This is a genomic window from Paenibacillus sp. FSL R5-0527, assembly GCF_038008055.1.
Classification (GTDB): domain Bacteria; phylum Bacillota; class Bacilli; order Paenibacillales; family Paenibacillaceae; genus Fontibacillus; species Fontibacillus macerans.
Map to the genome: position 1 here is coordinate 1,399,089 of NZ_JBBOYI010000001.1, position 20,931 is coordinate 1,420,019.

14 protein-coding genes are annotated in these 20,931 nt (G+C 54.3%); 12 read left to right on the top strand and 2 right to left on the bottom strand.

Annotated elements, in window-relative coordinates; translation table 11 throughout:
- Positions 1–636 precede the first annotated feature (636 nt).
- From NYE69_RS06140 to NYE69_RS06190, 11 genes are all read left to right on the top strand, one after another.
- Positions 637–1,950: a sugar ABC transporter substrate-binding protein gene (locus NYE69_RS06140; RefSeq protein ID WP_340925158.1), complete on the top strand. Its 1,314-nt coding sequence runs from the start codon at positions 637–639 to the stop codon at positions 1,948–1,950.
- 98 nt (positions 1,951–2,048) lie between these two features.
- Positions 2,049–3,350, top strand: coding sequence for a carbohydrate ABC transporter permease (locus NYE69_RS06145; RefSeq protein WP_340925160.1), 1,302 nt, complete (start codon positions 2,049–2,051; stop codon positions 3,348–3,350).
- On the top strand, positions 3,347–4,192 hold the full coding sequence (locus tag NYE69_RS06150; protein ID WP_340925162.1) for a sugar ABC transporter permease: 846 nt from the start codon (positions 3,347–3,349) through the stop codon (positions 4,190–4,192). The genes NYE69_RS06145 and NYE69_RS06150 overlap by 4 nt, the downstream gene beginning before the upstream one ends.
- A gap of 202 nt (positions 4,193–4,394) precedes the next feature.
- Positions 4,395–5,543, top strand: a complete 1,149-nt coding sequence (locus NYE69_RS06155) for a DUF1611 domain-containing protein (RefSeq protein WP_240752334.1) — start codon at positions 4,395–4,397, stop codon at positions 5,541–5,543.
- Positions 5,544–5,566: 23 nt separating this feature from the next.
- The gene (locus tag NYE69_RS06160) at positions 5,567–6,712 is read left to right on the top strand and encodes a DUF1611 domain-containing protein (RefSeq protein WP_155620939.1); all 1,146 of its coding nucleotides are present in this window, start codon (positions 5,567–5,569) and stop codon (positions 6,710–6,712) included.
- A gap of 123 nt (positions 6,713–6,835) precedes the next feature.
- Entirely contained in the window at positions 6,836–8,068 is a 1,233-nt protein-coding gene (locus tag NYE69_RS06165; protein WP_340925166.1) for a Coenzyme F420 hydrogenase/dehydrogenase, beta subunit C-terminal domain, read from the top strand.
- On the top strand, positions 8,031–9,413 hold the full coding sequence (gene aroA / locus NYE69_RS06170; RefSeq protein WP_340925168.1) for a 3-phosphoshikimate 1-carboxyvinyltransferase: 1,383 nt from the start codon (positions 8,031–8,033) through the stop codon (positions 9,411–9,413). The genes NYE69_RS06165 and aroA overlap by 38 nt, the downstream gene beginning before the upstream one ends.
- Positions 9,414–9,498: 85 nt before the next feature.
- Positions 9,499–10,872: an MATE family efflux transporter gene (locus NYE69_RS06175; protein ID WP_196427563.1), complete on the top strand. Its 1,374-nt coding sequence runs from the start codon at positions 9,499–9,501 to the stop codon at positions 10,870–10,872.
- 252 nt (positions 10,873–11,124) lie between these two features.
- Positions 11,125–12,516, top strand: a complete 1,392-nt coding sequence (locus NYE69_RS06180) for an L-cystine transporter (protein ID WP_155620936.1) — start codon at positions 11,125–11,127, stop codon at positions 12,514–12,516.
- Between the two features lie 934 nt (positions 12,517–13,450).
- Complete coding sequence (locus NYE69_RS06185; protein WP_155620935.1) at positions 13,451–15,112, top strand: GspE/PulE family protein; 1,662 nt, start codon at positions 13,451–13,453, stop codon at positions 15,110–15,112.
- Between the two features lie 1,156 nt (positions 15,113–16,268).
- Complete coding sequence (locus tag NYE69_RS06190; RefSeq protein ID WP_340925172.1) at positions 16,269–16,874, top strand: A24 family peptidase; 606 nt, start codon at positions 16,269–16,271, stop codon at positions 16,872–16,874.
- Between the two features lie 471 nt (positions 16,875–17,345).
- Here NYE69_RS06190 and NYE69_RS06195 read toward each other — a convergent pair whose 3' ends face one another.
- Both NYE69_RS06195 and NYE69_RS06200 read right to left on the bottom strand, forming a co-directional pair.
- Positions 17,346–17,480 carry a hypothetical protein gene (locus tag NYE69_RS06195; protein ID WP_340925174.1) on the bottom strand — a complete coding sequence of 45 codons (135 nt, stop codon included), beginning with the start codon at positions 17,478–17,480 and terminating at the stop codon, positions 17,346–17,348.
- A gap of 31 nt (positions 17,481–17,511) precedes the next feature.
- Entirely contained in the window at positions 17,512–18,453 is a 942-nt protein-coding gene (locus NYE69_RS06200) for a helix-turn-helix transcriptional regulator (RefSeq protein WP_155621396.1), read from the bottom strand.
- Positions 18,454–18,546: 93 nt separating this feature from the next.
- On the opposite strand from NYE69_RS06200, the gene NYE69_RS06205 reads away from it, so the two are divergent.
- Entirely contained in the window at positions 18,547–20,817 is a 2,271-nt protein-coding gene (locus NYE69_RS06205) for an excinuclease ABC subunit UvrA (protein ID WP_340925178.1), read from the top strand.
- Positions 20,818–20,931: the final 114 nt, after the last annotated feature.

The window sequence follows — 20,931 nt, forward strand, 5'->3', positions numbered from 1 at the left end:
AGCACAAGCTTCGTACAAAACCGCATCGGATGCATAAGCTCAGTTTTGTAAGGCACGTTTCATTGACCCTGCTTCGTACAAAACCGCCTCGGAAGCAAAAAAAGCACATCCGGGCCGGAAAAAAGGGCCGAGGATGTACCTTTCGATAGCAGAGCCTTCGAATTATGAATGATGGAAAGAGGGAACAGACGTAGTATTCGTCTTATCGTCCCAGATTATAACACTGTTCAAACCGTTGCACAAGATGAAAATAAAACGCTTTAAATAAAGCGGATTCGCGGATGCAAAATCCTTTGAGTGAAATGAACAAACCCTTGATTTTAAGGGTGAAGTAGGTACGAGCAAGTACGGAATCGGGAATGAAGAAGAAATTTTGAAGAGATATTTTGTGATAACGATAGGAAAATAAAGAAAATTAAAGATATTGGTGCATTAGCATTTAAAAATGACCTGTGCAAACGTTTTTGCAGTATCTATACCTTGTTGTATGATGATCCCTGAATAAAGCGCTTCCGAAAGGAAAAATCTGAAATTTACCAGTTGGAAAGAGGGGATCATAAAAATTTCAGCATTTTTCAGAAAACGTTTGCGCAAAATTTATGACGGTATTCCACTAAAATTTTAGGAGGGGTTAATGTGACGAAGTCCAAAAAGATATTGACTTTGATTGCCGCGTTGACGCTGGCCGTCTCCATCACCGCTTGCGGACCAAGCAATAACGGGGGCACGGCGGCACCGGCAAACCAAACCGGAAATACGGGAAATACGGGCGCTGGCGAAAATGTGACGGCCGATACAATCGTTCCGGAAGATGGCGCCGAGCTTGTCATTTGGGAAAGTAAGGAAGAGCTGGCGTTCACGGAGGAAATCGCCAAGCAATTCACCGAAAAATACGGTGTTAACATAAAAATCGAGGAAGTGGCTCCGACCGACCAAATCGGTAAACTGACGCAGGACGGACCCGCCGGGCTGGCCGCCGACGTGCTCATTGTACCGCATGATCATTTGGGCAACGCCGCAACTTCCGGGCTTATTTTGGCCAATGACGTGTTCGGCGAAGAAACGGGGCAGAGCAATACGGAAGCGGCGGTGCAAGGCGCCACCTATGACGGCGTGCTTTACGGCTATCCGAGAGCGGCGGAAACGATGGCGCTGTATTATAACAAGTCGCTGGTTCCCGAAGCGCCGAAAGATTTCAAAGATATTCTCGCCTTTGGTAAAACATTTACGGACAAGGCAAAAAATAAATTCGCGATTATGTGGGAAACCGGCAACATGTATTTCAACTATCCGTTTATTGCCAGCGGGGGCGGTTACCTGTTCGGCGAGGGCGGCACGAACCCGGATGATATCGGATTGGCCAAAGACGGCGCGATCGAAGGCTTGAAAGTATTCCAAAGCCTGAAAGAAATTCTGCCGATCAACAGCGGGGACATCAACGCGGACGTCAAACGCAGTTTGTTTACTGCAGGCGATGTAGCCATGGATATCAACGGTCCTTGGGAACTGGCCGGATACAGAGCGGCGCTTGGCGACAATCTTGGCGTGGCTCCGTACCCGACGGTGGACGGCAAAACCGCCATTACGTTCTCCGGAGCGAAGGTATGGGTCGTCAATTCGTTTACCCAATATCCGAACGCGGCTAAGATGTTCGCGCATTTTGCTTCCACGAAGGATGCCCAGCTTCTGCTGTACGAAAAAGTAGGCGCGGTTCCGACGAATCTCGAAGCCCTGGAAAGCGATCAAATCAAAAACGATCCGTACGTGTCCGTCTTTGCGGAACAAGCGAAAAACTCGCAGCCGATGCCGTCCATTCCGGAAATGTCTAATGTTTGGGCTCCGATGAACGCGGCGCTCCCGGAAATCTGGAACAACAATGCCGACCCGAAAACGACGATGGAAAAAACGGTTGCTCAAATTACGGACTTGAACAAAGGTGTGGCCCAATAAGTCCGGAATGCTTTGGACAATGAAACCGGAACGGCCCGCCGTTTAACAGGCGGCTGACCGCTCCGGCGGTTTCAAAGGGGAGAGGAGAAGGAAGGTTAATGGACCGACACAAGAGAAACGCAAGCGTACTGTCGATCGTTTGCATGGGGCTTGGGCAACTCTATAACCGCCAATATATCAAGGGCTTGCTATTTTTGGCGGTGGAGGCGCTGGGACTCGCATATTTGATCAAAAATTTGGGAACGGCGATTTGGGGGATTATTACGCTCGGCGAAGTGCCCAGAATGCTCGTGAAAGGAAAATGGGTGGACGGGGACCATTCCATTTTCATTATGATTCAAAGCTTGATTACGCTGCTGTTTCTGGCGGTTTTTATCATTGTTTATATATTGAACGTGAAGGACGCCCGTAACATTGGACAGGAAAGAGAGCGGGGCAAGAAGCCGAACAATTTCAATCAATCGGTTCGGTACGTGCTCGATTATAAATTCGCCGTCGCCTTTTTAAGCATTCCCGCCGCAGGCATTTTATTTTTTACCGTGATGCCGATCATTTTCATGGTTATGCTTGCGTTCACCAACTACTCGGCTCCCAAACACATCCCGCCGGCCATGCTTGTCGATTGGGTCGGATTCGGGACGTTTAAAGAATTGGTTGTCCTTAAAACCTGGAGCCATACTTTTTACGGCGTATTGACCTGGACGATCATCTGGGCGGTATTGTCCACGATAACCACCTATTTTGGCGGTTTGCTCGTGGCTTTGCTGATCAATCAGAAGGGCATCCGCTTTAAAGGGTTGTGGAGAACGATTTTAATTCTTCCTTACGCGGTTCCGCAGCTCATATCGCTGCTTGTTATGAAAAATATGTTTAACGGCCAGTTCGGGCCGATCAATCAGTATCTCGGTTATTTTGGACTCGGGGGATTGCCGTGGCTGACCGATCCGTTCTGGGCCAAGGTCACGGTTATCGTCGTCAACATGTGGGTGGGGATCCCGGTATCCATGCTGCTCATTTTGGGCGTGCTGACCACCATCCCGAAAGATTTGTATGAAGCTGCCGAGGTGGACGGAGCTACCGGATTCCAAAAATTCAAGATCGTTACGCTGCCGATGATTTTGTTCACGACGGCGCCGACCTTGATTGCGCAGTTTGCCGGCAACATCAACAACTTTAACGCCATCTTCCTGCTGACGGGGGGAGATCCGGTTAAGGGCGACTATCAGTACGCCGGCGCAACCGACCTGCTCGTCACCTGGCTATACAAGCTGACGCTGAACCAGAATAAGTACAACATGGCCTCTGCTATCGGGATCATTATTTTCGTCATTATCGCCTCGTTCTCGATATACAACTACCGCAGAACCAAGTCGTTTAAAGAGGAGGATATGATCCAATGAGCACACGGAAAATAAGAAACGGGATTCGGCTTGGCGCCAGCTATCTGGTGCTTGTCCTGCTGTGTATCGCCGCGGTATACCCCGTGCTCTGGGTCGTATTCGGCTCGTTGCGGCCGGGCAAATCGCTCTACAGCAAAACGCTGATTCCGGAAAAATTTACATTAGTTCATTATGCTGAGCTCTTCACCTCGAAAACGTATCTGTTCGGCACTTGGTATTTGAACACGCTGAAAATTGCCGCCTGCTCCATGGTGCTGGGTGTGCTCCTGGTACTGCTGACCAGCTACGCGCTGTCCCGCTTCCGCTTCCGCGGCCGCAAAACGGTGCTGTCCGGACTGCTCGTGCTCGGTATGTTCCCGGGATTCATGAGCATGATTGCGATTTATCTGCTGCTGCGGGAGCTGCATCTGCTCGATACGCATTTTGCATTGATTATTGTGTACGCGGCGGGGGCACCGCTTGGCGGGACGTTTATCGCCAAAGGATTCCTCGATACGATTCCCCGCTCGCTGGACGAAGCGGCGCGAATCGACGGGGCCAGCAATTTTACCATTTTCTCACGCATCATTCTACCGCTGTCCAAGCCAATGCTGACGTACATCGCGTTGACTCAGTTCGTCGGTCCTTGGGTCGATTTTATCTTTGCCCGGCTCGTTTTGCGGACGAAGGAAAACTGGACGCTGGCCGTAGGGATGTGGGACATGGTAAGCAGCATCCAAAATAGCAATTTCACGCTGTTTGCCGCGGGCGCGGTTCTGATCGCGCTCCCGATCACAATATTGTTTATGTTCCTGCAGCGGCTGCTTGTCGACGGCTTGACTTCGGGCGCCAGCAAAGGGTAACGGCGTTTAACTTCTTACGAATATCGACACCTGGGTATAGCCTCAGTTTTTTCTGAGCGTCTGTACCTTTTTTTGTATCGGGTTTTCCAATAAAAGGCGTTGCATCCATGAAATTTCATGCCCGAAATCGGCCAAAATCAGTCAGTTTGAACTATCCATGAAATAACATCAATAGAAATTAAATTAAAAGGAGGAAAAAATCGTGAAAAAAGTTGCGCTGTATCCGTACAACAAAATTACGCAAGGCATTGTGAGATTTAGGGATCTAACCGATTTTTCGATCCAGGCTGTCATTGACTTTGTTGTTCATCGCGGTGAAGATGTCGGCCAGATCATGGAAGGCAAACCGTACGGCATTCCGATCACGGACAATTTGGAACAGGCCCTTGGTTCCGTCAGCACGCTGATTTTGAACGACCCCGGGACTGCCTTCGGGAACAACGAGGGGGTTTACAGCCGGTATAATCTGAAGGATCTTTGGAAACTTCTGGTGCAAACGGCTTACGAGAACAACATCCGGGTGGTTAGCGTTCACGAGATTATCGATCAGGACACTCTGGCCTGGCTGAAAGAAAAACAAATTAACATCCATGTTGACCCGCAAATTCCCGCTTCTTTGGAACAACGCCTCGATGAAGAATACGCTATTCCTCCAAACGATGAGGTTTCCGTCTATTTAAACTACTTTGCTCTCGATCACAAAATATTGAATTTTAACCGGAACATATGCAAGATCGGCATTTTTGCCACCAGGGGCTGCTTGGGCAAATTTACGACCCAGATGACCCTGCTTCGCGAATTGCGGCGGCTGGGCCAAAAGACAAAAGCCATGATCACCGAGCCGACCGCGACGCTGTTCAATCAGCCGGGCGGCGATATTATGAAATTCATCGCCAAGCGTCGCCTGGCGCAATATCCCTACTACATCCACGCCGCCGTTCGCGAGGCGGAGCTGGCGGGAAACGACTTCTTTCTGCTGGCCGGGCAAGGTTCGCTGCTCCCGAACGAGAATTTCGTTATTGCCGCCACGAAAGTCTCTTATTTACGGGCATTCCAGCCGGATGCGGCCCTCTTGATCGCAGGTTATGACGATGACGAGCAAATCCGGGATTGTATGGATCTGCTCCGTATCTACGGAAACGGGTCCCGCCCTTTTGCCCTGTTGATTCCCAATAAGGTTGAAGTTGGTTATAACAAATATCTGGTCAAGACGGAAGAGGAGATTTCCCTGCGCAAGGAACAACTCAAGCGCAAATTCGGGATTGAGCATGTCGAATGCGTGCTGGACGCCCATAAATTGGCGGGGCCATTGATACAATTCCGTGCGTTGTCCGAAGCACAAAGCCGTTAGCGGCACGAAAGGAGGTAAGCGCCATGAAAAAGGTCGCCTTGTACCCTTTTAACAAAATTACGCAAGGGCTGATCCGTTTCCGCGATTTATTGGACTTCCAAATTGTGTCCGTAATCGATTTCGTGTTTCATTCCGGTGAAGACGCGGGCCAGGTTGTGGAAGGGCAGGCTTGCGGCATTCCTATTCATCGTTCTATGGAAGAGGGGTTGGATCAGGCCGACACCTTGATCCTGAATGATCCGGGGACCTCCTTTGGGGGGAACAAAGGCGTGTTGGAGGAGCATAACCTGGCGGTGCGGTGGAGGGAACTCGTGCGCAGCGCTGCCGCCAAAGGGATTAAGGTCGTCAGCGTCCACGAAATTTACGATGCCGATACCATTGACTGGCTCCATGATCAACGGATCAGCATTGAAGTAGGGGATGGCTTTAGCCGGCAGCTTTTAGACGAGCTCGACCGCAAATTCGACACCAGCGGTACGCGGATCGAAAATTATTTGAAGCAGTTCAAGAATGAAGCGCTGATGTTTGCCGCGCCGAAGCGGATTAAGCGCGTTGGCGTTTTTGCCACGAGAGGCTGTATCGGCAAGTTTACGGCGCAGATGAATTTATACCGGGAATTCAGAAAATCCGGGATCCCTGCCGCGGCTCTGATCACCGAACCGACAGGTTTTCTCTTCGGGCAGCCGGAAGGGGATATTTTCAAATTTTTGGCGCATCAATCTTTGGAGAAATACCCGTATTACATCGATGCGGTGGCTCATCAGGCGGAGCGGGACGGGATGGAATGGATCGTCATGGCCGGGCAAAGCTCGATTTTGCCGACGACGAATCTCGTCTTTAACTCGGTTCGCTTTGCGATGCTGCAGGCCTTTGATCCGCAATACAATTTGCTGATTGTCGGTTACGAAGACGATGTGCAAATCGAAGCGGCGATCCAGCTTTTGTCGATTTACTCCACTCCCCCAGCAGCCCTGCTGCTGCCGGACAAAATGGAGACATCCTACGGGCGGTACCAAGTGTTCGACCGGGAATTACGGGAGCGGCGCAAGGACGGCCTGCGGAGCAAATTCGCCGTTCGGACGGAGTTCATCGAGGATGCGGCCCGGATCAAAGAATGGCTGCTGAAGTTGGACAGAGCGAGGGATCAATGGGAACATGCCGGATCTTGAAACCAATAAACAGTTTGGCGTAAAGCCTTCGTCCAACCCGAGCGGATTGCCGCGAAAATATCCGGTGATGGTCGTCCGCTCACCTTTTTGTGCAAACGTTTGCTGGTTATAGGAGGAATGTACATGGCATCATTCTTAAATTTAAAGGAGAACATTCTCGATCAGGATCTGTGCACCTCATGCAGCCTTTGCGTCGCGGCGTGTCCCCGTGAACTGCTGGCCATGAGCGATAGCGCCGCTCCCCTGCCCGTATTCCGGGCGAATCCGGGGGAGGCCGCGGATATTTGCCGGGATTGCAATTTATGCTCCGAGGTTTGTCCGGGATACGACACCGGGACGAAGCAATCGGAGCTGCGGATTTTCGGAAGAAACCGGACGGAGGAGGAGCGCTGGGTAGGCATTCATCAAGGAGTCTACCAGTTGGCTGCGACTGACCGCGAGATCGTCGGCAAAGCGGCGGCCGGGGGAGCGGGAACTGTACTGGCCATTACGGCTTTGGAAGAGCGGCTGGCGGATGCGGTAATTGTTGTGGGACGGGACGAAGAGCGTCCCTGGATCCCAAAGGCATATATTACGGATTCGATAGACAAGGTGCTCGAATGCGCCCAGTCCAGTTACTGCTTGACTCCTAACCTCGAGCTATTGAAGGACCCGCGATTCGAAAAAATCGGCGTGATCGGAATGCCTTGCCAGATCCAGGGGGTGCAAAAATTGCTGAATCTCGAAGGGAATGCGGAGGCCGCCCGGTTGGCCGGCAAAATCGCCTTCACGCTGGAATTGGGGTGCGCATCCAGCACGACCAGGGCCGGCACCGAACATCTGATCACCGACATATTGAACCTGGATTTGGAGGACGTGGTTTACATGCGTTACCGCGACGGCGAATATCCGGGGAAATTCGTCGTGAAGACCAAAGACGGGACAACGCATGCTTTGCCGTTTTACCGGCTTGTGGAAGAGTTTAAGAAATTTAAAACCTTCCGGTGCCTGACCTGTCCGGATTGGTGGTCGGGGGTCGCCGACATTTCGATTGCCGATGGAGATCCCAATATATTCGATTCCAGCAAAACGGGGAAACCTTCAAAACCGACCTCGACGGTCATGATTCGCACGGAAACGGGGAGCAGGCTGATTCGGCTGGCGCGGGAGAAAAGCTATATCGAACTGTATCCTTACGTTTTCGAGAATAATCTGGGCCTTGAACGCAAACGCCAGCGCTACCGCAGCTACGCGGCAACGAGTACCCGCATCATCCCCTTGCCCTCCGGAGCGGATGTCGGATACTCCAAAATCATGTCGGACGATGAGGTGATCGCGCGTGGGATCGGAATGGAAAATGCCAACCGGCTTAAATAAGTATCCGCGAAACTTCGATATTCGGGTCAAGTCCAACCGCAAGCGGCAAGATTTTGTATTTGCCAAGGTGCCGGGCGACAAGTCGATTTCCCAGCGGGCCGTCGTTTTAAACGCTATAGCCGAGGGCAGAGGAGTGGTTCGCAATATATTAAGGTCGGCCGATACTTGGAGCTGTATACGTGCCTTGCGGCTTCTCGGCGTGAAGCTGGTCTGGGACGGTGAGGACTTGTGGATTGACGGCGTGGGGTTGACCGGCTTGCGGCCGCCGGGCGGGAAACTTGATATCGGCAATACGGCTACGTCGGCGCGATTATTAATGTCGCTGCTTGCAGGCAGCGCATTTTCGGCGGAATTGTCGGGGAACCGGCTGCTGTCAAAGCGGCCGATGGATTGGGTGGTGAAACCTCTGATGGAGATGGGGGCTAAAATCAAATATCTCGAGCGGGAGGGAGCCCTTCCGATTAAAATTACCGGGACCTATCCTTTAAGAGCGATCGAAGTTGACGCAACCGTGCCAAGCGCTCAGGAAAAATCCGCCATTCTGTTTGCCGGCCTGTTTGCCGATGGAACGACCCAGTATCGGCAGCAATGCCAAAGCCGCGACCATACGGAGAGACTGATGCGGTATTTCGGCATCGATATCGTCACCGCGGGTCAGGTTACCTCCATTACGGGCGGTAGGCCGTTTGCCGGCAAGGAGGTGCAGGTCCCCGGGGACATTTCGTCAGCCGCTTACTTATTAACCGCCTATGCAATCCGCCGGAATGAGGAGAAGGGGGACTTGAAGATCAACGATGTCGGAGTAAACCCGACCAGGCTGGGCTATGTGAACGTTCTAAAGGAACGAGGAGTTCATGTAACCCTGGAGAACTGCCGGATGCTGGCTTCAAATGAGCCTGTGGCCGATATTTGCTGCCGTCCGGGGCCCCTTCCCGCTGCGGGACAAACCGAAGGAGTGGAGCTCATCCAAAGCCTGATCGATGAAGTGCCCTTGCTGGCGGCCATTTCCGCCTTTGCCTCCGGGGTCTCCATCATTAAGGATTGCGGCGACTTAAAGGATAAAGATACCAACCGGCTGGAGACTACAGCCAAAGCCTTGGTGCAATTTGGAGTAGACGCCGAGTCTGACCGCGATCAAATCAAGGTGGTCGGGGCCGGGGGCGGGCCGCTGCAGCCAGCGGTCGTGGACAGCTGCGGAGACCATCGCATCGCGATGATGGCGGCGGTGTTGGCCAGCAGTCTGGAAGCCCCTTCCGTCATCCGGAATTGCGGCTGCATTTCCGTTTCTTATCCAAGCTTCTTGAAGGACATGTCCCGATTTGCCGACATCGAGATACTGGTTTAGCTAAAGAGAACGTTTGGGGATCGGCAGCCTGGCTCGTACGATCGGATTATGAATACATTCAATGCGAAAGACGCGGGTGAGAGGGTTGGAGAAGAAGAAAGCAAACAAGCTTACGTTATTTGCTTTGACCTGGCCTATTTTTATCGAAATGCTGCTCGGCATGCTGATGGGGAACATCGATACGTTGATGCTGAGCCGGTTTTCCGAAGAAGCGATGACGGCTGTCGGCGTGGCGAATCAAATTCTGTTTTTTGTGAATTTGATGTTCAATGTTGTGTCCGCGGGTACGAGCGTGCTGATCTCCCAGAGCTTGGGGGCGGGCCGGAATAAGTCCGCGCTGGAGGTAGCTTCGGTAGCCATCGTGCTTAATTTGCTGTTTGGGCTGCTGGTCAGTTTGCTGCTGCTGGGAGGCGGCCGCCTGATCTTTGGATGGATGAATCTCCCGGAGGAGCTTGCCCCTTCGGCATGGACGTACCTGATGATCACCGGAGGATTTGTGTTTGCCGAGGCGGTCCGGCTCACTTTATCGACCATTATGCGGAGCTACGGATTTACGCGCGTTACCATGTACGTCGCCTTGGGAGTGAACGCCGTTAATTTGGGCGGAAATTTCGCCGTCCTGTACGGCTCCCTCGGCTCGCCTTTTTCGGGAGTTTCGGGGGTAGCCTTGTCAACCGTGCTGTCGCGGATGGCCGGCCTGGCGGTTCTCTTCATCATGTTAAAGGCCAGGACGGATTTCAAGTGGCGGATAAAGGGAATGCGGATAGAGGACGTTCGGGCACATGCCGGAGGATTGTTTAAAATCGGCATCCCGACGGCGGGGGAAAGCTTCTTTTCCACCATGGCGCAAATCTGCATCACTTCGTTTATCGCCCTTTTGGGAACCCAGGCCTTATCGGCCAAAATATACGCGCAAAATCTCGGGATGTTCAACAATTTGTTTACGTTGTCTTTGGCTTTAGGCACGGAGATCATGATCGGCAGATACATCGGCGGCAAGCTTTACGATGAGGCTTATAAGCGCGGTAAAAATTATGCCTGGATCGCTGCGCTCGTCTCTGCGGGTTCAGCCCTGCTGATCGCTTCATGCTCAGGTTTTCTGGTCGGTTTGTTCACCAGCCATGGGGACACGATCCGGCTTACGGTTCATTTATTGTGGCTTGCGGTGTTGCTGGAGGCCGGGCGCGCCGGGAACCTTATTCTTATCAATGCGCTGCGCGCCGCTGGCGATGTCAAGGTTCCGGTCTATATCAGCGTCGCGTCGGTCTGGCTCGTCAGTGTTTCCCTCTCCTATGTGCTGGGCGTGTATTGGGGCTGGGGCATGGTCGGCGTGTATGCCGCGTTTATCGCGGATGAGTGGGTGAAAACAATTTTGCTCCGGCTGAGGTGGAAATCGCGCCGCTGGGAAAGCATGAGCCTCATTGAGCGGGAAAAGCCGTCGGAATATGTACCCTTTTAGAGGTGCTAGAAGTTGAATAAGAACGGAGAGAGGCAAGAGGGGGAAATGATTCAGGACCACATTGAATGCATATACTATGCCTGTCCGCCTTTGTAAGCGGACTGAATTTAATGGATAACATAACCTGGAAAAATTATTCCTATCAAAATAGTCGTGTTTATGATATTATAACGTCTGTAAATTGTTGCCGGCTCCATATCTTCCGGACGGTATTACGATACTTTGTACTATTTTGAGGAGGAGAGACGTTGTATGGATACCTTGCGTATCATCATTAACGTAGTTGTTATGCTGGTTCTGATCGGCCTATTGGTCTGGATGCAGAAGAAGCATGTTTCTTTTACAAAACGGGTGTTTACCGGACTTGGGCTCGGGCTTGTGTTCGGGGTCATCCTGCAGTGGGCGTACGGGGCGGGCTCGGACGTTATTTCCGGGTCCAGCGACTGGTTTAACCTGGTGGGCCGCGGTTATGTCGGGCTGCTGCAAATGGTGGTCATCCCGCTGATCATGGTGTCGATCATTTCCGCCATCATGAAATTGAAAGGGAGACAAAACCTGGGTAAAATGAGCGCCCTGATTATCGCCGTGCTGCTGATCACAACGGCGATCGCCGCCACGGTCAGCATCGTGACGAGCCTTAGCTTCGATCTGAAGGCGATCGAAATTCAGGCCGGCGAACGCGAACAACAACGCGGCGCGGCGCTTGAGGAGCGTCTCGGCGATGTGGCGGATAAAACGATTCCGCAGCAGGTGCTGGACTTTATCCCGACAAACCCGTTTGCGGACATGACCGGAGCGCGCAGCACTTCAACGCTGGCGGTCGTCATTTTCTCCGCTTTCATCGGGGTGGCCGTACTTGGTTTGGATAAGAAAAAACCGGAGCAGGCCGATACGTTCCGCAAAATGGTGGATGCCGTTTACGCGGTCGTCATGCGGATCGTTACGCTGGTGCTGCGATTGACCCCGTACGGGATTTTGGCGTTAATCACGAACGTGACGGCAACGACCAGCGCGGAGGAAATCCTCAAGCTGATCAAGTTCGTGGGCGCGTCTTACGTAGCTCTTATCGTCATGTTCATCATCCATTTGATCCTGCTGGCCCTGTTCGGGTACAACCCGGTACAGTATGTGCGCAAGGTGCTGCCGACGCTGGTGTTCGCCTTCACGTCGCGCTCCAGCGCCGCCACGATTCCGCTTAACGTCGAGACGCAAACGAAGCGGCTGGGCGTACCGGAAGGGGTGGCCAACCTGTCGGCCTCTTTCGGAGCGACGATCGGGCAAAACGGCTGCGCCGGAATTTATCCGGCAATGCTGGCCGTCATGATCGCCCCGACCGTCGGGATTAATCCGGCGAGCTGGGATTTCATCCTGACGCTGATCCTGGTCGTCGTCATCAGTTCGTTCGGCGTTGCCGGCGTCGGCGGGGGAGCGACCTTCGCTTCGCTCATCGTGCTATCGACGATGAACTTGCCGGTCGCCCTGGCGGGTCTGCTGATCTCCGTCGAACCGCTCATCGATATGGGACGGACGGCGCTGAACGTCAACGACTCCATCGCCGCCGGTGTCATCACCGGCAAAATTCTTGGCGAAAACGACTCCGAAGCGTTCAAGCGCTCGGTTGATCTGGATGCCGTGCAGGCGTAATAAAGCGCTGATAAAAGCCGCTCCCGGTTTGTGAACAGCCCCTTTTGATGGGGCGGTTCCATTCCGGGGGCGGCTTTTTTTAAGTGCGGGGCTCCAAGCCGTGATTCGGGAACTTGAACGTGTTGAAATCTTTGTGTGGAAGGAACTATATGCCACTCTCGCCACGTTTACGTTATGCGGAGGGGAAGTAGCACGCTATGCGGAGGGGAAGTAGCACGCTATGCAGAAGGGGAGTAGCACGCTATGCGGAGGGGAAGTAGCACGCTATGCAGAAGGGGAGTAGCACGCTATGCCGAGGGGAAGTCGCACGCTATGCAGAAGGGGAGTAGCACGCTATGCCGAGGGGAAGTCGCACGAAATGCAAAAGTGCAGGCGATTTTCGTCGAAATTCCTCGAAACAGGTGGTTCAGATGCAAATGTGCAGTTCATATCGGGTCAAAAGTTACTTTTTTATCGGATCGCCCTAAAAGAGATGCACTTTTGCATTTCAACCACTCTAAAACGGTAATATGCGGAAAATGGAATGCACTTTTGCAGTTGATCCCATCCCATCGGCCCGTCCTTCTTCCCATGAAAATCGATAAACTCAGCTCCAGACCTTAAGCAAATCTGGCTGGGTGTAAACTCTACCGGACTTAAAGGGACGTTGATAGACGTTTTTTGCGAGGATCGCCGTTGCCCGAAATAGGTATAATATACTATCGAATGATAGCGCTGAATAATTGAAAGGTTTATAATCGTAACTATGCCGAAGCACATAAATATTCAGCGGATGGGTAATCTCGCGACAATTTGCGCTGTTTTTTTATGGGACTTAAGAACTGGTTTTGTTCGCGAAGTTTCGTGTATGCAACACATAAAGTGTGTGTTCAAAAAGGCCGGTTTTCAGCACCGAAGCTTATATGATAAATTTTCCATGGAGATGGGGTAAGCCATGTACACAATCAAAAAAAGATTGGGTGAACTTCTTCTGGAATCCGGCATGATTACGGAAGCGCAGCTGCAAACCGCGCTGGAAGAGCAGCAGCGTTCCCGCAAAAAGCTCGGTGATGTGCTGCTGGAGCAGGGGGTCCTGACCGAGCATCAGCTCATCGAGGCGCTGGAATTTCAGCTTGGCATCCCGCACGCCACCTTGGCAAGGCTTGAGACCGACCCCAAATTGACCGAGGTCGTTTCGGAGCAGATGGCCAAGCGGCACCAGGTGCTGCCGATTCGCGTGGACGGCCGGAAGCTAATGGTCGCCATGGCCGATCCCCTGGATTTATTCGTTATTGAAGACTTGCGGATAAGCACTGGTTTTACGATCGAACCGGCTATTATTTCAAGGGGGGAATTGCAGCGGGGGATCGCCCGGCTATACGGGCAGCAGGATTCCGGGCACGAAGGGGCGGGGAGCAGCCAGATCGAGGTGGAAGACTCGATGATACTGGACGAAGACTCCCCGGTAGTCCGCCTCGTTCAGCAAATGATCGAACAGGCGGTGCGCCTTGGCGCCAGCGATATCCATGTCGATCCGATGGACGCCCAACTGACGGTCCGCTACCGCGTGGACGGACAACTGCGCAAAGGGCGCTCCATTCCGAAATCGATGCAGAGCGTCATCACCGCCCGGCTGAAAATTTTGGCCCATTTGAACATTGAAGAACGCCGGTTGCCTCAAAGCGGACGCATCAAGCTGTCGGTCGGCGGCAAACCGATCGATGTCCGCCTGTCATCGCTGCCGACGGTGCACGGAGAACAAATCGTGATGCGCCTGTTTGACCCATCCGGAGGGATACAAAGTCTGGACAAGCTGGGCATGACCGGGGAAAATCTCGAATTGTTCCGGCGCATGGCCGGAAAGCGGCGTGGCATGATTTTGCTGGCGGGACCGGCGGGGAGCGGGAAAACGGCGACCCTTTACTCCGTGTTGCAGCATCTGAACCGCGAAGAGACGAGCGTGATCACGCTCGAAGACCCTGTGGAATACATACTTGACGGCGTTAATCAGATGCAGGTTTATCCCGCGGCCGGATTAACGTTCGCCAAAGGCCTTCGCTCTATTTTGCGGCAGGATCCGAACGTTATCATGGTTGGGGAGATCCCCGATGCGGAAACCGCGGAAATTGCCATCCGCGCTTCATTAACCGGCCAGCTCGTGTTGTCGGCGCTGCATACAAGCGATACGGTCGGCGCGCTCGTCCGGCTGCGGGAGATGGGGATCGAGCCGCACTTGATCGCCTCCTCGCTGATCGGAGTCGTCGCCCAACGGCTGGTCCGCTGCGTTTGTCCCGATTGTAAAACCGGATACGCGCCGGATATGCAGGAGCTTCTATACCTTGAGCGTTTGGGCTTCAAAGCGGACAAGCTGTATCGCGGAACGGGCTGCGCCGCTTGCGGAAAAAGCGGTTACCGGGGCCGGATGGCAGTGCATGAAGTGCTGTTTGTCAGCGACGAGCTGCGCTCCGGGATCGCAAGCGGACAATCCGCAAAGGAACTGCGGAGGCTGGCGCGGGAAACGGGCATGACCACCTTGTTGGCGGACGGTATTGGAAAAGTGCTGAAGGGACACACCACCCTTCAGGAGATTATCCGCGAAGCGGAGGAAGAGAGATGACAATGGACCGATTGAGGCGGGGAGTGAACTGGTCGTGACTCGACTCGACCTGACCTTACTTGAATTGACCTTACTTGACCTTACCTTACCTTACTTGACTTGACTTGTTGCCTTCGTTTGCCGCGCTGCTGTATGATCATACTGTTTATACCGATGTTTAACTTATAGGGAATTTCGGCTCAAAACCACCAACGGTGCTTGACGATCAGAAAGGCGCAGCCGCGGGGGAGGGGTCGAACCGTCGAACCGTTAACACCAGGCGAATGTAGTGGCCTAATTGCTGAACCTAGAAATCGGTGCTTGATAGGCGGCTACTGGTGCGAACAAAGCGTCGGCCTTCCAAATAGCGGTACTTTATGTACTTATAATCCGGAGCCCGCCATGTTCATCCCCAATAGCGGCATTCTTTGTCCTTATATTCCTAGGAATTGTTTGGAACGCGGGCATTTCTTTGCGATTGGAGAAAATAGCGACATAAATTACCTCTATTTCTCTCAAGAGGATGGATATCGCCGGAATAAAGACATTTTTTGTCCTTATATTTTTCACTGGAAGTTTTAATGATTGTGTGGACAAGCTACGTTTTTGGGTTTGAGCCTATTTTAGGGGGTTAGTAAAATATGCTGGCAGCCATGGCACATACGGCACTGTTTTGGGAGAGGTTATGGAAACGATAATGTTGGCGGCGCTTAACTTTATCGCCGGGCTGGCCGTGGGCGTCGGACTGGCGCGGCTCGGGCGCCGCTTGGTGGCGCGGCGGGGCTTGCTGCCCGCCGGCGGAGGCATCGCTGGCGGAAGCGGCGCGAGCGGAGGCGGCGCGAGCGGAGGCGTCGCGGGCGGAGGCGTCACGAGCGGAAGCAGCGCGAGCGGAGGCGTCGCGGGCGGAAGCGGCGTGAGCGGAGGCGGCGCGAGCGGAAGCGGCGTGAGCGGAGGCGTCGCGGGCGGAAGCGGCGTGGGCGGAGGCGTCGCGGGCGGAAGCGGCGTGGGTGGAGGCAGCGCGGGCGGAGGCGTCGCGGGTGGAGGCGTCGCGGGCGGAAGTGGCGCGAGCGGAGGCAGCGCGAGCGGAGGCAGCGCGGGCGGAAGCGGCGCGAGCGGAGGCGTCGCGGGTGGAGGCGGCGCGGGCGGAGGCAGCGTGCGTGAAAGCGGAAGCGCACGCGTGAGCGCTGCGGCAGTGGCCGGCGGCGGCGCCACCCCCTCCGGCCGGCGGCGCCGGGCCGGAGACATCGCCGCCGCCCTCGCCACGGCGGCGATGTTCGCCCTGATGCACCTGCGTTTCGGTGCATCGGGCGCATGGGCGGTCGGCCTGCTGCTGACCGCCCTGGCCGTGCTGATCGTGGTCACCGACCTGACCGCGAGAATCATCCCCAACGGCGCCTTGCTGTGCTTTGGCGCCGCGCTGCTCGCCGCCGTGCCGCTGGCCGGCGGCGGCCCGCTGTGGAGCCATGCGCTGGGCGCGCTTGGCGGCAGCGGCCTGCTGCTGCTTGTCGCTGCCCTCACCCCCGGCCGGGGGATAGGGATGGGCGACGTCAAGCTGCTGGCCGTGTTCGGCTGGGCCGTCGGTTTCCCCGGCGTGCTCCTCGCTTTATTGGCGGCGGCTGTCACCGGCGCCGTGGCGATTCTGCTGCTGCAGGCCTTGGGCCGCAGGCAGCACGGTCAGACGTTGGCATTTGGCCCCTATCTGGCCTTCGGTACCTTGCTCGTGTACTTGTACGGCAACGAAATCATCCATTGGTATGCCGCCAACGCCGTTTTTTCCGGGTAGACGGGAGGGCCGACGGGAGGGCGAGCTTCACCGCGAAGAGGCTGGTTTTCCCGTCAGGGAGCCGGCCTTTATCTACCTTTATCCGCCTTTATCCACCTTTATCTGTCTTTATCTGCACTAGCGTTGCATTAAATTTCGAACAAGACAACTTGTAGCCCTGAAACTCCAGATTTTCCGCAAAAGCTCAGGTTATCGAGTCGGAATTTGGGCCCGCCGGAAATCTAACGGTTGTGGCAGCCGCTATTTTGCGAAAAAAGGCCTTTTCCAAATTCTAACGGTTGTGAACGCCGCTATTTGCCTTAATATAGGTGGAAATAGCCGGTTTTATGTGAAATAAGCGCTGTGGCAACCGTTAAAAGTTGAAATCAACGTTTTTGGCACAAATAGCGGTTGTGGTAACCGTTAAAATTCGATTTGCGGTTAGAAATGTTATCATGTCAGATGTCAGATGTTTGTAGCAGCGCTAGTGCTTTACCCGCCTTTACCGGCCTCACCGACTTCACCGTCTTCATCCATCCATAACCATCCATAACCATCCATAACCATCCATAACCATCCATAACCATCCATAACCATCCATAACCATCCATAACCATCCTTATCCATCTTCATCCTCCTTATCTGCTTTTAGCCGTCCTTATCCATAATGACGGACCAGCGCCCCCGCCCGCTCACGGATTCGCTCGACGATTTCGCGCGGTTCCAGCACTTTGGCGTCGGGTCCCAACTGGAAAAAATACATGGCGGTGAACTCGGCTTCGCTCTCGTCGATCACGGCATCGATATAGCCGTGGTCCGGATCGGCCGCCGTGATATACGGTTCCAGCCAAGGCTGGCTGCGGCACTGCCGCATGCCTTCCCGGGTCAGCTCGACGTATAGCCGCACCGGCTTTTTTAAAGGCTGGCCGGAGAGCTGCTCCAACCAGTCGGCCAGACTAACCGGCGGGTCGAACGTTTCCGGCAGCACTTCGGCAAACAAAAGGCGATCTGTCCGAAACTGGCGGATATCGGCGGTGCTCCGGTCGACGGCGGGCATGTACCAGAAGCCGTCGTGGGCATAAATCCCTAGCGGCTCAACCTCCCGCTCCGTGTCCCCCTTCTTCGAAGCATACCCGATTTTCAGCACATGCCGGTCCGCGGCCGCATCGATAATTTGTTTCAAAAACGGCGAAGCGACGCTGCGCCTATGGTTCCAAATCGCGGTCACCGCCTCCAGGCGGTCCACTTTGCGCTTCATATCGTCGGCCAGGTTCGCGTACAGTTTGCGGGAGACGGATTTTACGTTGATGTCAAAGGGCAGCGACGGATAATACTTCAACGTTTGAAACGCAAAAAAAACGGCGAACGCTTCGTCTTCGTCGAACATGACGGGCGGCAGCATCCTGCCGCGGAGCAAGCGGTAGCCTCCGGTTCGGCCCGGCTCGGTGTAGAGCGGGACGCCCATTTCGCTCAGGTCGGTCAAATACCGGTGGGCCGTGCGGACGGAAACCCGGAATTCGTCGGCGACTTCCTGGGCGGTAAAGCTGCGCTTGGCGTTGACATACATGATCAGATCGAACAACAGTTTTGCTTTGGACATGCGATTCCCTCCGAATTTTAAAACCATGACAACTTTTGTCATGGTTTTAATTTATTCTATTTTAAGCGAATCATCCAGAGGAGGAAAGAAAACATGCACAATCACGATTGCATTCATGTTATCGGAGCCAGAGAAAAAAATTTGCGGGACGTTCGTGTCTCCATTCCCAAAAAACGGATTACGGTGTTTGCCGGCGTGTCCGGTTCGGGGAAGTCGGCGCTCGTGTTCGATACGATCGCGGCCGAATCACAGCGGCAGCTGAACGAAACTTACTCCAGCTTCGTTCGCAACCGGCTGCCCCATTACGGGCAGCCCGAGGTGGAGAGCATCACCAATTTGCCGGTATCGATTGTGATCAATCAGAAGCGGCTCGGCGGCAACGCCAGATCGACCGTTGGCACGGCCACGGACATCTATGCGCTGCTGCGTTTGCTGTTTTCCCGGCAGGGAGAGCCTTTCGTCGGCTATTCCGACGTTTTTTCCTTCAACAATCCGCAGGGGATGTGCCCCGAATGCGAAGGGCTGGGCAAAGCGAAAACGATTCTAATCGACCGCTTGATCGACAAGGAAAAATCGCTGAACGAGGGAGCGATCCTGTTTCCCACCTTTCAGCCCGGCGATTTCCGCTGGAAAAGATATACCGCCACCGGACTGTTCGACAACGACAAAAAGCTGAAGGACTACACCGAGGAAGAAATGGATACGCTGCTGTACAAAACGGGGTTCAAACCGGCGAATCCGACGAAAGAGTGGCCGCCGACTTCGCTGTACGAAGGCGTCGTCCCCCGTATCAAACGGTCTTTCCTGCACAAGGATGGCCGGGATAACGCCCTTTACAAGGAAGCGATCAAACGGATCGCGTCCGAGGGGATATGCCCGGCGTGCCGCGGGGGCAGACTTAAGCCCGACGTGCTGACATGCCGAATCAACGGCAAAAACATTGCGGACTGCGCGAGCATGCCGGTCAACGAGCTGATTGATTTTGTGCGTACTGTCCGCGAACCGCTGGTCCGCACGGTGACCGAGGCGATCGTCAAACGGCTGGCCGACATGATCGAGATCGGGCTCGGTTATTTGAGTTTGAACCGGGAAACGTCCAGCCTGTCGGGCGGGGAATCGCAGCGGATCAAGCTGGTGCGCCAACTCGGCAACAGCCTGAGCGATTTGCTTTATATTTTGGATGAGCCCAGCAGCGGTCTGCATCCCCACGATGTCGGCCGGATCAACCGGCTGCTGCGGCAATTAAGGGATAAAGGCAACACGGTGCTGATCGTGGAGCATGACCCGGACGTGATCCGGATCGCCGATCATATCGTGGAAATGGGACCGAGCGCCGGGACGGGCGGGGGAAGGATCGTCTACGAGGGAGAACTCGGCGGGCTGATGTCGGCGGATACGTTGACCTCCCGGCTGCTGAAGCGCCGGCTTTCATTCAAAAGCGAGGTCCGGCAGCCTGCCGGATGGCTGGAAATTCCGCGCACGAGCCTCAACAATTTGAAAGAGGTAAGCGTCCGGGTCCCCGCAGGGGTGATGACCGCCGTTACCGGAGTGGCCGGATCGGGCAAAAGCACATTGATCCGCCGTGCGTTTGCGCAGGCTTATCCCGAAGCGATCGTCGTCGATCAAGGGGCGATCGGCGCTTCGAACAGGTCCAATATCGCCACCTTTACGGGCATATTCGATGCGATCCGGGAGCGGTTCGCCAAGGCGAATCGGGTCAGCCCCGCGCTTTTCAGCTTTAATTCGCAAGGGGCCTGCCCGGCCTGCAAGGGGCTCGGAACCATCTACACCGATTTCGCTTTTATGGATACGGTGGCGACCGTATGCGAAGCTTGCGGGGGGAGACGCTTCAGCGAGGAAGTGCTGTCCTACCTGCTACGCGGCCGGAATATTGGCGACATCTTGACTATGACCGTCGCCGAGGCGCTGTCTTTTTTTCAAGAAAAAGAGATCTTGCCGGCGCTGGAAAGGCTGCGGGAAACCGGGATCGATTACGTTGCGCTGGGGCAACCCCTCAGCACTTTGTCGGGCGGAGAACTGCAGCGGGTCAAGTTGGCGGCTGAACTGGAGGAACGGGGCAATATTTACGTATTGGATGAACCGACCACCGGGCTGCATCTGGCGGACGTCGACCGGCTTATCCGCGTGATGAACCGCCTTGCCGACCAGGGCAACACGCTGATCGTCATCGAACATCACCCGGAAGTGATCTGCCAGGCCGATTGGATCATCGACCTGGGCCCCGGCGCGGGGGCGGAGGGAGGCAGGGTATTGTATGAAGGCGTGCCCAGGGATATTGCGGCTTGCGGCGAATCTTTAACCGGACAGTATCTCAGAACCTCCACAGCACCTGACGGGAATTAGACTTAGGAAGCGGCACGGCGTATTATGACAAAAAAGCAACAATTTCCTCCAAAAAACCGGGAATTTCCTCGATTATGCGCAAAATTGCTAAATAACCATTCCATTTCTTGATAC